The sequence below is a fragment of the Pseudomonas sp. c313 genome, from assembly GCF_055407145.1.
Genome location: NZ_JBUZRD010000003.1, coordinates 623,057 through 636,056 on the forward strand (window position 1 = coordinate 623,057; position 13,000 = coordinate 636,056).

14 protein-coding genes and 2 pseudogenes are annotated in these 13,000 nt (G+C 59.3%); 10 read left to right on the top strand and 6 right to left on the bottom strand.

Annotation, left to right across the window (positions count from 1 at the left end; genetic code table 11):
* Nucleotides 1-224: 224 nt before the first annotated feature.
* Both ACZRKZ_RS12395 and ACZRKZ_RS12400 read left to right on the top strand, forming a co-directional pair.
* Nucleotides 225-896 (top strand): annotated as a pseudogene (locus tag ACZRKZ_RS12395) (PAS domain-containing protein); the annotation flags it as partial.
* Between the two features lie 123 nt (nt 897-1,019).
* A pseudogene (locus ACZRKZ_RS12400) lies at nt 1,020-1,439 on the top strand (methyl-accepting chemotaxis protein); the annotation flags it as partial.
* Nucleotides 1,440-1,527: 88 nt separating this feature from the next.
* Here the strand turns inward: ACZRKZ_RS12400 and ACZRKZ_RS12405 are convergent.
* The 3 genes from ACZRKZ_RS12405 to gntR form a co-directional block, all read right to left on the bottom strand.
* On the bottom strand, nt 1,528-2,028 hold the full coding sequence (locus ACZRKZ_RS12405) for a hypothetical protein (RefSeq protein ID WP_149413808.1): 501 nt from the start codon (nt 2,026-2,028) through the stop codon (nt 1,528-1,530).
* 200 nt (nt 2,029-2,228) lie between these two features.
* The gene (locus ACZRKZ_RS12410; protein ID WP_463981714.1) at nt 2,229-2,861 is read right to left on the bottom strand and encodes a glutathione S-transferase family protein; all 633 of its coding nucleotides are present in this window, start codon (nt 2,859-2,861) and stop codon (nt 2,229-2,231) included.
* A 131-nt stretch (nt 2,862-2,992) separates the two neighbouring features.
* Complete coding sequence (gntR, locus tag ACZRKZ_RS12415; RefSeq protein WP_463967406.1) at nt 2,993-4,024, bottom strand: HTH-type transcriptional regulator GntR; 1,032 nt, start codon at nt 4,022-4,024, stop codon at nt 2,993-2,995.
* Between the two features lie 211 nt (nt 4,025-4,235).
* Here gntR and ACZRKZ_RS12420 point away from each other — a divergent pair, with 211 nt between their 5' ends.
* Both ACZRKZ_RS12420 and ACZRKZ_RS12425 read left to right on the top strand, forming a co-directional pair.
* Nucleotides 4,236-4,769 (top strand): gluconokinase, encoded by a 534-nt coding sequence (locus tag ACZRKZ_RS12420; RefSeq protein WP_463966854.1) that lies wholly within the window; start codon nt 4,236-4,238, stop codon nt 4,767-4,769.
* Between the two features lie 85 nt (nt 4,770-4,854).
* On the top strand, nt 4,855-6,207 hold the full coding sequence (locus ACZRKZ_RS12425; RefSeq protein ID WP_133099489.1) for a GntT/GntP/DsdX family permease: 1,353 nt from the start codon (nt 4,855-4,857) through the stop codon (nt 6,205-6,207).
* 59 nt (nt 6,208-6,266) lie between these two features.
* Here the strand turns inward: ACZRKZ_RS12425 and alaC are convergent, their stop codons facing one another.
* Nucleotides 6,267-7,475: an alanine transaminase gene (alaC, locus tag ACZRKZ_RS12430; protein WP_463966853.1), complete on the bottom strand. Its 1,209-nt coding sequence runs from the start codon at nt 7,473-7,475 to the stop codon at nt 6,267-6,269.
* 196 nt (nt 7,476-7,671) lie between these two features.
* On the opposite strand from alaC, the gene ACZRKZ_RS12435 reads away from it, so the two are divergent.
* Both ACZRKZ_RS12435 and aac(6') read left to right on the top strand, forming a co-directional pair.
* Nucleotides 7,672-8,154: a GyrI-like domain-containing protein gene (locus ACZRKZ_RS12435; protein WP_463981715.1), complete on the top strand. Its 483-nt coding sequence runs from the start codon at nt 7,672-7,674 to the stop codon at nt 8,152-8,154.
* A 57-nt stretch (nt 8,155-8,211) separates the two neighbouring features.
* Complete coding sequence (gene aac(6'), locus ACZRKZ_RS12440; protein ID WP_463981716.1) at nt 8,212-8,673, top strand: aminoglycoside 6'-N-acetyltransferase; 462 nt, start codon at nt 8,212-8,214, stop codon at nt 8,671-8,673.
* 8 nt (nt 8,674-8,681) lie between these two features.
* On the opposite strand, the gene ACZRKZ_RS12445 is transcribed toward aac(6'), so the two are convergent.
* On the bottom strand, nt 8,682-9,176 hold the full coding sequence (locus ACZRKZ_RS12445; protein WP_463981717.1) for a GNAT family N-acetyltransferase: 495 nt from the start codon (nt 9,174-9,176) through the stop codon (nt 8,682-8,684).
* A 279-nt stretch (nt 9,177-9,455) separates the two neighbouring features.
* On the opposite strand from ACZRKZ_RS12445, the gene ACZRKZ_RS12450 reads away from it, so the two are divergent.
* The 3 genes from ACZRKZ_RS12450 to ACZRKZ_RS12460 are packed head-to-tail and all read left to right on the top strand — an operon-like array spanning nt 9,456 to nt 11,566.
* Nucleotides 9,456-9,800: a YciI family protein gene (locus tag ACZRKZ_RS12450; protein ID WP_149413817.1), complete on the top strand. Its 345-nt coding sequence runs from the start codon at nt 9,456-9,458 to the stop codon at nt 9,798-9,800.
* A 33-nt stretch (nt 9,801-9,833) separates the two neighbouring features.
* Nucleotides 9,834-10,328, top strand: coding sequence for an SRPBCC family protein (locus tag ACZRKZ_RS12455; RefSeq protein ID WP_463966849.1), 495 nt, complete (start codon nt 9,834-9,836; stop codon nt 10,326-10,328).
* On the top strand, nt 10,325-11,566 hold the full coding sequence (locus ACZRKZ_RS12460; RefSeq protein ID WP_463981718.1) for an RNA polymerase sigma factor: 1,242 nt from the start codon (nt 10,325-10,327) through the stop codon (nt 11,564-11,566). Before ACZRKZ_RS12455 ends, ACZRKZ_RS12460 begins: the two co-directional genes overlap by 4 nt.
* A 47-nt stretch (nt 11,567-11,613) precedes the next feature.
* Here the strand turns inward: ACZRKZ_RS12460 and ACZRKZ_RS12465 are convergent, their stop codons facing one another.
* Complete coding sequence (locus ACZRKZ_RS12465; RefSeq protein ID WP_463966848.1) at nt 11,614-12,468, bottom strand: LysR family transcriptional regulator; 855 nt, start codon at nt 12,466-12,468, stop codon at nt 11,614-11,616.
* Nucleotides 12,469-12,557: 89 nt separating this feature from the next.
* On the opposite strand from ACZRKZ_RS12465, the gene ACZRKZ_RS12470 reads away from it, so the two are divergent.
* Nucleotides 12,558-12,995, top strand: coding sequence for a multidrug/biocide efflux PACE transporter (locus ACZRKZ_RS12470; protein ID WP_463966847.1), 438 nt, complete (start codon nt 12,558-12,560; stop codon nt 12,993-12,995).
* Nucleotides 12,996-13,000 lie beyond the last annotated feature (5 nt).

The window sequence follows — 13,000 nt, forward strand, 5'->3', positions numbered from 1 at the left end:
ATCGCCTGACACTTGTCCTGTCTCTGGACGACTGCGTTTGCCTGTTTTGTGGAAAGTTGTAGTGGGTCAAATCCAAAAACTAACCGTCAATCAAAGACAGCGCTGAAGGTGATCCGATCATGTTTAACCGCCAACACAAATCCGCCCTGCTGGAGATCGAGCGTTTTTCCTGCGCACTGACCGAGGCCAAAGCCAAGCTGGCGGCCGTTAGCCGATCCATGGCGATGATCGAATTCGATTGCAACGGCATGGTGCTCGATGCCAATGAGAACTTCTGCAAGGCTATGGGCTACAGCACTGAAGAACTCCGTGGCAAGCATCACCGGATTTTTTGCGAAGAGTCGTTCTACCGCAGCGACGCCTACGCCAAGTTGTGGCGAGACCTCGCCCGAGGCGAACCGATCAGTGGCACCTTTATGCGCTTGAATAAAAACGGCCAGGAAGTGTGGCTGGAAGCCAGTTATATGCCGGTGATCGGCGCCGACAACAAGGTGCAGAGCGTAATCAAGGTGGCGTCGGACATCTCGGCACGGGCCCATCACGAACATGAAAACCAAAGCCTGATGGACGCCATCGGTCGCTCCATGGCGGTGATCGAGTTCACCCCGCAGGGCCAGATCATCAATGCCAACGAAAACTTCCTGAAGACGGTGAAGTACTCCCTCAACGAAATCGTCGGTCAGCACCACAGCATATTCTGTCATCGCAGCGAAACCGATTCGCCGGCATACAAGGCGTTTTGGGCTTCTCTCAATCGCGGCGAATACCACTCTCATCGGTTTGAACGTAAGGACAAATACGGGCAGATGTTATTCCTGGAAGCCTCCTATAACCCGATCTTCGATGCCTGCGGGCGGTTGTACAAAGTGGTGAAGTTTGCCACTGATATTACCGATCAAGTCACCACCCTGCGTACCGCCGCCGAGTCGGCCCACAGCACCTCGGTACAAAACGACGTCTGCGCCCGAAAAGGCTCGGAAGTGGTCCAGCAAACGGTGCAGATCATCGAAGAAATTTCCCGCGACCTCAACGAGGCGGCGCTGAGCATCGATGCGGTGAGTAAGCAGTCGGACATCATTGGCAGCATCGTCCAGACCATTCGCGGCATTGCCGATCAAACCAACTTGCTGGCACTCAATGCCGCCATTGAAGCAGCTCGCGCCGGCGAGCATGGCCGGGGTTTTGCGGTGGTGGCAGATGAAGTGCGCAGCCTGGCGGCTCGCACCAGTCAGGCGACCCTGGAGATTGTCGATGTGGTGCGCAAGAACCACGACCTGTCGCTGAGCGCGGTGTCGAGCATGCAGTCGAGCTTGAGTCGCACCGGGCTTGGCGTGGAATTGGCCAATGAGGCGGGGCAGGTGATTCTGGAAATTCAGCAAGGCTCACGGCATGTGGTGGATGCCATCAGTCAGTTCAACTCGACGTTGCAGTTGCAATAAAGTTGTCGACCCCACCGAGGCGCCCCTAGCGCAGCCTCGCTGGGGCCCGACAGAGTCTCTACGGGAGACAGCACATGTTCAGCTGCGATCAAATCGCCGCCAGGGTCTCTTTCACTGCCTGCACTTGCGGGTCGGCGGTTTTAGCCGCGATCTGTTCCGCAGTCTGTGCCTTCAAGCGGTCGGCCACTTCATTGGCAATTGAGGTCTGTTGCTCAATCGGCATGGATTTAACATCCTCTTCGGTCAGGCCCTTTTCCTTGAGGATCTGATCGCGAATACGCTCGGCCGGGGTTTTGGTCATGTACTCGTTGAAGTCCGCCCGGGCCTGGGTGCTGGCCTCGGTTTTTGGCGTGGCAGTGGTCTCTGGCGTGGTTTGCAGTTGTACGCGGGTCTTGGCAAAGGCTGCTTCGACGTTGTCGGCGGTAGTGTCCTTGGCCTTTTGCGTAGCCTGTACCTGTGTGGCGGTGACGGCGTTCTGCACGTTTTGCATGACACCGCTGTACAGCGCGCTGGCGGCGGCGTTGGCGGGGTCCATGTCGGAACGCTTGGATTGCTGAATCACTGAAGCAGCTTGGGTATTGACCAACATGATCGGGCACCTGTGAGTGTGGGCGGTGCGTCAGGTGGAGCAATTAGCGTGCCGAGGGGCAAATGCCTGTTTTTACGGGGTGGGGTACGGTGGTTGAGGCAACGTTTGTCCTGTAGACGGTCAAACATTGCCGGTGACAGGCAAGGCGCCGGGCGTTGATGCACAAGGCGATGAGTCCTTTCATCGTGTAGTCCTTGTGCTTAGTTGTGACCGTCGAGGGCGAAGGTCTTGAAGCCAGGGCGTTGGCTGAGCTTTTCGTAGTAAGCGCTGACAGCAGGGTAGAACGGACGCGCCATGGGCGTCATCCGCCAGCGATGCACTGATAGTCCGATCAGGATGTCAGCGAGGGTGAAGTCTTCACCGGCCACGTAAGCCCCGGTTCGAATCAGCTGTTGTTCCAACAAGCCCATCTTGTCGTTCCAGCCACGTACACCGGCGGCGATGCGTTGCGGGTCCTGGAAGTCGGGGTTGTTGCGCACCAGGGCGTGGAAGGCATAGCCCCAGGAGGGGTTGAGTTCGGTGGCTTGCCAGTCCATCCACTGCTCGACGCGTGCCCGCGCAGCCGGTTCGGTCGCCAGCAGGTCATGGCGTTGGTGCAGACCCACCAGGTAGCGGCAGATGGTGTTGGACTCCCACAGCACGCCGTTTTCATCGAGGATCACCGGGACCTGGGCATTGGGGTTCAGGGCCAGGAATTCGGGCGACTGGGTTGGGGAGAAACCGATGCCCCAGTCCTCACGCTCGTAGGTGATGTCCAGTTCCTGGCAGGTCCACAGGACTTTTCGTACGTTGATGGACGAAGTGCGACCCAAGATTTTCAGCGTGTGTCCCATGGTGCTTCCCTGACAATGGTGAATTGGCAGCAGGCAATTTAGCAGGGACGTGGGATGGCGACGAGGTTGTTTAAGATCATTCCCACGTTCTGCGTCACCAGTACGCAGGGGTTGAGCCATGCGCGATCGGTTTAGGTACTCTCGCGCACCATCAACTCAAATCCCATATCCACTACCGGCCTGGCAATTTTGTTACCCGCCAACAGCGTCAATAAATGCTCCGCTGCCCGTCGCCCAATGGCCTCCCGAGGCGTACTGATGCTGCTCAGGCGCGGCACCATAAATGAGGAGGCGGGCAGGTCGTTGAAACCCAATACTGCCACTTGTTCCGGCACCTTGATTGAGTGGCGCAGGGCTTCCAGCAGGGCGCCTTGGGCCAGGTCGTCGTTGCCGAAAAAGATCGCATCCACATCGGGATGACTGGCCAGCATTTGCAGGAACAGTTCACCGCCCAGGCCAACGGATGACGGACGCGGTGTCAGCAGCTCCAGGTCCGGGTCATACAGCCCGGCCTGTTGCAATGCCCGGCGAAAGCCTTCGCCTCGCAGCAGGGTGCGCTGGTCCAGTTGTGCGCCGATGTAGGCCAGGCGCTTGCGGCCCCGCGAGATCAGGTGCTTGGCAGCGGTTTCGCCGGCGCTGGTTTGCGAGAAGCCAACGCAGTTCAAGCCGGCGCCAGGGTCCAGATCCATCATGTAGACACACGGCACATTGCTCGATTCGACCATGCGTCGGGCGCTTTCGGTGCGATCAAATCCGGTCAGCAGCAAGCCACGCGGCTGATAGGCCATGTAGTTGCGCAGCAGGTTTTCTTCTTCGTCACGGGAGTAATGGGTGTTGCCAATCAGCACCTCAAAGCCTTTGGGCCGCAGCACCTGATGAATGGCTTCCAGGGTTTCGATGAACAGCAGGTTGGACAACGATGGTACCAGCACCACCACCGACTGGCTCTGGGCCGAAGCCAGGGCGCGGGCGGCGGGGTTGACCACGTAGCTCAGCTCGGCGGCGGCCTTCTGCACTTTTTCCACCAGTTCGGTGGCCACGGTGCTGATACCGCGCAAGGCCCTGGAGGCGGTAATCGGACTGACACCGGCCAGGCGTGCAACTTCGTTGAGGGTGGGGCGTCCCGTCGTGCGGGTATTTTTATCGTTCTTGGAGGTCATCAGGCGGCTTGCCAAACAAAAATCGAGGCACTAAGGTAGCGCTGTCTCCATAAGCCTGCAAATACTTGAGCGTCGGGTTGCCTGATCCTGTTTGAGTCCCTGGCGAGGATGCACGCGTCACTCCATAAAAATGACAAGAAGGCGCGGGAAAGCCTATTTTTGCATTAGCCTTACGGTTGGCAAAGGTAGCGCTGTCTGCGTCCTGAGGTGTTTCATGAGTCAACCTGTTACTGCCCTGGTGATCATGGGTGTTTCTGGCTGTGGCAAGTCCAGCGTCAGCGAGGCTTTGTGCCTGTTGAACGGCGCCACGGCCATCGAAGGCGATAGCTTTCATCCTGCCGCCAACATTGAAAAAATGAGCGCTGGCCACCCCCTCAACGACGACGACCGTGCCGGCTGGCTCGACATCCTCTGTGAGGAACTGCGCCGTTCGCTTAAAGCTGGCGAGCATCCAGTGCTGACCTGTTCTGCCCTGAAGAAGAAATACCGCGACCACCTGCGCGAGGCTGCGCCGGGCCTGGGTTTTGTCTTCCTGGATCTGACTCGTGAGGTCGCCGCCGACCGCGTCTCCCATCGCCCCGGCCATTTCATGCCAGCGAGCCTGATCGACAGCCAGTTCGCCACCCTCCAATCCCCGGTGGGCGAGCCGTTGACCCTGGCGTTGAATGCCAGCAAAGACAGCGTCGAGCAATTGGCCGAGCAAACCGATGTCTGGTGGCGTCAACACGGCTTTGAACTAATCAAATGATTTTTTGCCGGACAAGGTAGCGCTGTCCTGACGCAGGAAATTCAATACCCGCTTTAATAACAACAACAAACAGGAGACACCCCCCATGTTTGGCATGTCCCACGATTCCTACCTGCTGCTTGATGCAGTGGTCACCATTATCGGGTTGATAGTCTTGATCACTCGGTTCAAGTTCCATCCGTTCATTGCGTTGATCATCGCGGCAGGCTTCCTTGGGCTGACCTCGGGCATGCCCGTGGACAAGATCATCAAGGCGTTTCAGGACGGCTTCGGCGGGGTGCTTGGCTTTGTCGGGATTATCCTGGCGCTGGGTACGATGCTCGGCAAGATGATGGCCGAATCGGGAGGTGCTGATCAGATCGCCCAGACCCTGATCCGCGCCTTCGGCAAGGAGCGGGTGCAGTGGGCTATGATGTTTGCGGCGTTCCTGGTGGGCATCCCGCTGTTCTTCGAGATCGGCTTTGTGCTGTTGATCCCGCTGGTGTTTATCGTCGCCCGCCGCACCGGCGTGTCGCTGATCAAGATCGGTATCCCGCTGCTGGCCGGCCTGTCGGCGGTCCACGGGCTGGTGCCACCGCACCCGGGCCCGCTGCTGGCCATTGGCGTGTTTGGTGCCGATATCGGCAAGACCATTCTCTACGGCCTGATTGTCGCGCTGCCTACGGCAATCATCGCCGGCCCGCTCTACGGCACGTTCATTGCCAAGTACATCCCCGGCAACCCGTCCCAGGAACTGGTGGATCAACTGGCTCGCGAATCAGACTCCAAAACGCTGCCGAGCTTCAGCGTGACCCTGATCACCGTGTTGCTGCCCGTCCTCCTGATGCTGCTGAAAACCTTCGCCGACATTGCCCTGCCGGACGGCCACATCGTGCGCAACTGGATGGACATGATCGGCCACCCCATCAGCGCCTTGCTCCTGGCGTTGCTGCTGTCGCTGTACACCTTTGGCCATCGCCAGGGCATCGGTTCCAAACAGATCCTCAAGTGGCTCGACGCCAGCCTGGCGCCGACCGCAGCCATCATCCTGATCATCGGTGCAGGCGGCGGCTTCAAGCAGATGCTGGTGACCAGTGGCGTGGGTGACGTAATCGGCCATATGGCGGTGACAGCGCAGATCAATCCGATCCTGCTGGCGTGGCTGGTGGCGGCGGTGATTCGCGTGGCGACCGGTTCGGCGACGGTGGCGACCATTACCGGTGCAGGCATCGTGGTGCCGGTGGTGGGGATGGTGCCGGGGGTGAACCTGGAGTTGCTGGTGCTGGCGACGGGTGCAGGGTCGTTGATTCTTTCTCACGTCAACGATGCGGGGTTCTGGCTGGTCAAGCAGTACTTCAATATGACCGTGGCCGAGACCTTCAAGACCTGGACGGCGATGGAGACGATTCTGTCCATCGTGGCGTTGGGGTTCATCATGTTGCTGTCGTTGGTGGTGTAGGCCACATCAGCGAACCACTGTAGGAGCGAGCAAGCTCGCTCCTACATGCGTGTCAGCCGTTATTTTTGCACTAGCCCATCCGCCCGGAACATCCCGCGAATCCCTCGTATCGCCTGGCGAATCCGGTCCTGGTTCTCGATCAGCGCAAAGCGCACATGATCATCCCCATACTCGCCAAAGCCGATCCCCGGTGATACGCAAACCTTCGCCTCCAGCAGCAACTTCTTGGCAAACTCCAGCGAACCCATCGCCGCATAAGCTTCGGGAATCTTCGCCCAGACGTACATCGATGCCTTGGGGTTTTCCACCATCCAGCCCAACTCATGCAGGCCCTTGACCAGCACGTTGCGGCGTTGGCGGTACTGATCGGCAATGTCCTTCACACACTGCTGATCGCCTTCCAATGCAGCAATCGCGGCGACTTGCAGCGGGGTAAAGGTGCCGTAGTCGTGGTAACTCTTGATCCGTGCCAGGGCGTTGACCAGCTCCGGGTTACCGACCATGAAACCAATGCGCCAGCCGGCCATGTTGTAACTCTTGGACAGGGTGAAAAACTCCACCGCGATGTCCTTGGCGCCGGGCACCTGCATGATCGAGGGGGCTTTCCAGCCATCGTAGACGATGTCGGCGTAGGCCAGGTCATGCACCACCAGCACGTCGTACTGCTTGGCGAGGGCGATCACCCGTTCGAAGAAATCCAGCTCCACGCATTGTGCGGTGGGGTTGGATGGAAAGCCCAGGATCATCATCTTCGGCTTGGGGATCGAGCCGCGAATCGCCCGTTCCAGCTCGGCGAAAAAATCCACGCCGGGAATCAGCGGCACCGAACGCACCTGGGCACCGGCAATCACGGCACCGTAGATGTGAATCGGGTAGCTGGGGTTGGGCACCAATACGGTGTCGCCCTGGTCGAGGGTGGCGAGCATCAAGTGCGCCAGGCCTTCCTTGGAACCGATGGTGACGATGGCCTCGGTTTCCGGGTCGATGTCCACTTCATAGCGGTCCTTGTACCAGCGCGAAATCGCCCGGCGCAGACGCGGAATGCCTTTGGAAGTGGAGTAGCCGTGGGTGTCTTCACGCTGGGCGACGGTCACCATTTTTTCCACGATATGCGGTGGAGTGGGGCCGTCGGGGTTGCCCATGCTCAAGTCGATGATGTCTTCGCCACGACGACGGGCGGCCATCTTCAGCTCGGAAGTGATATTGAATACGTAAGGGGGGAGTCGATCTATGCGCGCAAAGCGGCGCGGCGAACCTTGGTCTGCCATGTGTTGCCTCGAAGTACGTAAGCGCCCGGAACCGTCCGAGCGACGTCGGCCACTGCGGTGGCCTGCGGGCAGACGATACGGGCGATGATGGCCAGTTGTCCAGATGGCGCGATGAATATTTTGTGCTTTGAGTGAAACGCCTGTATGACCCTATACTCGGTAAGGCTTTATTCACTCATTGATGGAGACTGTTCAGATGAATCAACAGGCAAAGCTATCACTGGAACCGCGCATGGAAGAGGGCAAGGCCCTGGTGATCGCGGGTGTTGGCGGCCGTTACGGCAAGGCCACGATGGGGGATATTCCCAGGTTGTGGGAGTTGTTCGATAGTTGCATCAAGGGTATTCGTAAACGCGTTGGCGGCATGAGCTACGGCGTCTGCTACAACAACAAGCACGATGAGTTCGACTACGTCGCCGGGGTCGAAGTGCTTGCCAAGCGCGATGTGCCGAGCAACTTCCAGTCGATTGAAATCCCGGCCCACCGCTATGCGGTCTTCCCCCACTACGGCCCGGTGCAGGCACTTAAACAGACCTATGAGCGGGTTATATATGAGTGGCTGCCAAGCTCTGGATACAAGGTCGTAGGGCCTGATTTTGAGCGCTATAGCGCCGACTTCAATGCAGATAAAGGTACTGGCACCGTGGAGATTTGGTTGCCGGTTGAAGCAAAGGCCTGAAACCGTGGCCAAAGATGATTTATGCTCTTTGGCCGTTTTCTCTCGAGTGGCCCTTTGATGATCAGGCACTGTACTTTGCTCGACTTCGCTGGCTGGCAGGCTCTGCGCGTTGCCCTGTGGCCGGGTTCGGATTCGGAACCAGGCAATGAGCATGAAATGCACACTCTGTTGAGCGCTCCAGACCGCTATCGTGTGCTGACTTTCAACGATGACAGCGGCAACGCCCTCGGTTTTACCGAGGCGTCGATCCGGCGTGATTACGTCAACGGCACCAGTACCTCACCGGTGGCCTTTCTCGAAGGTTTGTACGTAGTGCCAGCCAGTCGTGGTAACGGGGTGGCCCGGCAATTGGTGGCGGCTGTCGAACAGTGGGCCAGGGAAATGGGCTGCACGGAACTGGCCTCGGATGCGCTGCTGGATAACCAGGGGAGCCACGCCATGCATCAATCTCTGGGCTTCGCTGAAACCGAACGAGTGGTTTACTTCTTGAAGCCTTTGGGGGCGCCCGAGTCGGAGTAGTCGGGCTTTTACTCCTGAGCAAACACCCATGCCAGCCGGCGCTCATAGCCAATTCGTCCTTTGTAAGCCTCACCGCTATCTACCCAACCCTGCTGCAAATACAGCCCCATCGCCGCCACATTGTCATTGTCCACCGACAACTCCAGGGCCTTGATCTGCGGCCACGCCAATTGCGCAGCGGCGGGCAACGCCTGCAGGCAGGCTTTGCCAAACCCCCGGCCTTGCTGGCTACGGTCGACTTGCAGGGCATGCAGGGTGGCGCTGTGTTCGTCGGCCCAATGGGGCAGGCAGGGCGGGCGTTTGAGCAACAGGAAGGCGACGGGAATTTCGTCGGCCAACAGCGCGAAGCCTTTGATGCCTGGGCTGGGGTTGACCAGCAGCGTGTTCAGCGCGCAGTAGATGTCGCCGGAATACGGCAGTTGCTCGGGATGGACTTCAAGGGCGCTCAGTTGCTGTTGCTGCACAGCGTTCAGCGTCTCATAGGCGACGAGGCGGGTTTCCATCGGCAGGGCATCCGAAATCCTACAAAGAAGCGCGGATTCTAGCGGGTTTGCCGTGAGCGCAATTATTTTTCGCCGACTTGTCGATTTGCCGAATGCCCACTCGACTAAGGGTGTCTTCCGTGATTTTTCCCATAAAAGGAGCATCGCCATGAACACTGGTCGACACCCTTTGACATGGCAACCGGCGCGGGCTTGTTTGAGCTCAAACCCTGATCGTCGGGAATTCAGCCGGCCCGCTCATCTGCAGCCATAGTTGATAGTCCGAAAGCGGAGAATTTTATGAAGTACCTATGCCTGGTCTACAGCGACGAGCAGTTGCTTCACAGCTTGCCTGAAAGCCCGAATGATCCCGAATGCCAGGCCTATGCCGAGTCGGTGCAAGGCAGCGGGCGGATGATTGCCGCCGAGGCGCTGGAGTCGGTCACGACAGCCACCACCGTGCGTATGCGCAACGGCAAGTTGTCGATCACCGACGGGCCGTTTGCCGAAACCAAGGAGCAACTGGCGGGCTTTTACCTTATCGACGCCAGGGACCTGAATGAAGCGATCCAGCTCGCCGGGGGCATTCCGGCGGCACGGGTCGGCAGCGTGGAAGTACGCCCTGTGCGTGAATTGAATCTCTGAACAAAACAATCATAAAACTCTGGAGATTTACCCATGAGCACTCAACCCCAGGCGGGTGTACAGCCCGCCCAATTCGAGTTATCCATCAGCCGCTTGATCGACGCGCCACGCCGCCGGGTGTTTCGCGCCTGGACGGAACCTGCGTTGTTGCAACAATGGTGGGGCCCCCATGGTATGACCACCCCCGAGTGCGAAATGAACCTGTGGGTCGGTGGGCTGTTTCGCACCCTGATGCGCGCCCCGGATGGCACCGAGTACCCGACCCAGGGCGTATTCCTGGAGATCGTTGCGCCACGGCGGTTGGTGTTCACCGATGCCTTCACTCCAGGCTGGATTCCGTCGAGCAAGCCGTTCATGACCGCCGAAGTGACCCTCGAAGAAGTCGACGGTAAAACCCTCTACACCGCTCGGGCCATGCACTGGACCGAGGCCGATAAGCAGGCCCACGAAGCCATGGGCTTTCATGAGGGCTGGGGCCAGAGCCTGGATAGGCTGGTGACATTGGTCACTGAGGGCATGGTCGATTGACAGTCCAGGCCCAGGTTGAAGCGGTATACCGCAGCGAATCGCGGCGCATCCTTGCCACGCTGATTCGCTTGCTGGGCGATTTCGACCTCGCTGAAGAAGCCTTGCACGAGGCGTTCTTCGTCGCCGTCGAGCGCTGGCAGCAGGACGGTGTACCAGAAAATCCTCGCGCCTGGCTGGTGTCTACCGGGCGCTTCAAGGCGATTGACCGCTTGCGTCGACAGGCACGGTTCGCCGCGTCCCAGAGGCTGCTGCTGGCCCAGGCTGAAGAGCTGGAAGAGGTCGATTGGAGCGCTGAAGACGTGGAAGACGATCGCCTGCGCCTGATCTTCACCTGCTGCCACCCGGCGCTGGCGGCGGATGCTCAGGTGCCGCTGACCTTGCGTGAAATCTGCGACCTCACCACCGAGGAAATCGCCCGGGCCTTTCTCGTTGCGCCGGCCACCATCGCCCAGCGTATCGTGCGGGCCAAGGGCAAGATTCGTGAGGCCAGGATTCCCTATCAAGTGCCGTCCCTGGCCGAATTACCCGAACGCCTGGACAGTGTGTTGCGGGTGATTTACCTGGTGTTCAACGAAGGTTATTCGGCATCCATGGGCGCGGACTTGACCCGTGATGACCTGACCCGCGAAGCCATTCGCCTAGGGCGGTTGTTGATGGAGTTGCTGCCGGAACCGGAAGTCATGGGCCTGCTGGCGCTGATGTTGCTCCACGAATCCCGGCGCCCGGCGCGTACCTCGGCAAGCGGTGAGTTGGTGCTGCTGGACGAGCAGGACCGTTCATTGTGGGACGCGTCCTTGATTGCCGAAGGCTGTCTCCTGGTGGAGAAGGCGCTGACCACCCGGCGTTTCGGGCCTTACTGCCTGCAAGCGGCAATTGCCGCCGTGCACGCTGAGGCCTTGAGCGCCGCCGAGACCGATTGGCCACAGATTGTCGGGCTTTACGACGTGCTGCTCAGAGCTATGCCGTCGCCGGTGATCGAACTCAACCGCGCGGTGGCGCTGGCCATGCGCGACGGGCCGTTGGCGGGGTTGCGGCAGGTCGATGGGGTTTTGGCGCGAGGGGAGTTGCTGGACTACCACCTGGCGCATTCGGCACGGGGGGAGTTTTGTCGGCAGTTGGGGTGGGTGGCAGAGGCAAGGGCGGCCTTTGAGCGGGCTCTAGAACTGACCCAGCAAACACCGGAGCGGCGATTCATCGAGCGGCGCCTGATGCAACTGAACATGGATGATCACCTGTAGACGCGAGCACGCTCGCTTAACGCTGGCTGGCGCGTCGCTATCCGGGATTACTCCAGTATCTTCTCCAACATCCAACTCCCGGCTGGCCCAGGCGGACGTTGGCGTGACCACAGCGCATCCACCGCCACCAAACGCGGCCAGCCGCGCACGTTGAGTTCCTGCAGGCTATCGTTGCCGAAACGCTCCACCAGCCAGCGTGGCAGCGGCGCCCAGCCGAAACCCAGCTGTGCCATTTCCATCAGCATCAGGTAACTGGCCGCCGACCACACCCGGCCTGTGGCGCGGTTGTCATAAGGGTTGACGATGCTCGCCAGGCGTAGCTCGCGGTGTTGCTGCAAGGTCTGCTGATCGACGACCTCAAGGCTGGCCAGCACATGTTGGGGTGAAACGAACAAGGCGATTTCCGTGCGTTCTTCCACCGGGGAACTGGTCAGATCCGGCGGATAAACCTTCTGCTGTTCGATAAAGGCAATCTGCGCCCGGCCGCTTTGCACCAGATCGATCAGGTCATCGCATTCGGCGATCAGCCATTCCAGCTCAAGGTCGGGGTAACGTTCTGCAAAAGCGATGATGGCGGTTTCAAAACGCTGCGACTGGTAAGTATCGGACATGGCAATACTGAGCCTGGGTTCCAGCCCCTGGGACAGCTGACTGGCCGCCAGTTCCAGGCGGCTGCTGGCCTCCAGCACCTGTTCGGCCCGTTGCAGCAAGACATGGCCAGCCGGGGTGAGGCTGGGTTTGCGGCTGCTGCGATCAAACAGCATCACGTTCAGGTCAATTTCCAGGCTCGCCACCGCCGCGCTGACGGTGGACTGGCTCTTGCCAAGCTTGCGCGCCGCCGCTGAAAACGAACCTTGGGTCGCCGCCTGGACAAACGCCTGCAACACTTCATGAGAGGCCACGCTCTATCGCCTTGATCGATGGTTATTGGTTATGGAGTATCGGTCTGACGGGTAATTATGGCAACCGTTGTCACTCATGGAGCCGGGTCATGAACCCTACCAAGTCAATTACTGAACGCGTTTTCCAGGCCATCGGTTTCGAGATCCTGGCCTTGTCGATCTGCACACCGCTGCTGGCATGGATCATGGATAAACCGGCCCTGGAAATGGGCATGGTGACCCTGGCGATCAGCCTGATGGCGCTAAGCTGGAACATCGTTTTCAACAGCCTGTTCGACCGCCTCAAGGTGCGCCTGCAACTGGCCAGCGGCGGTTGGACCCGTGTGCTGCACGCCTTGCTGTTTGAAGGCGGCCTGGTGATTGGCTGTGTCCCGTTGATTGCCTGGTGGCTGAATATCAGCCTGTTGCAGGCGTTCATCCTCGACATCGGCGTGCTGCTGTTCTTCCTGCCGTACACCTACGTGTACCACTGGGGGTATGACGTACTGCGCGAGAAACTGATGCAACGTCGGGCGCTCACTGTGTAAGACAG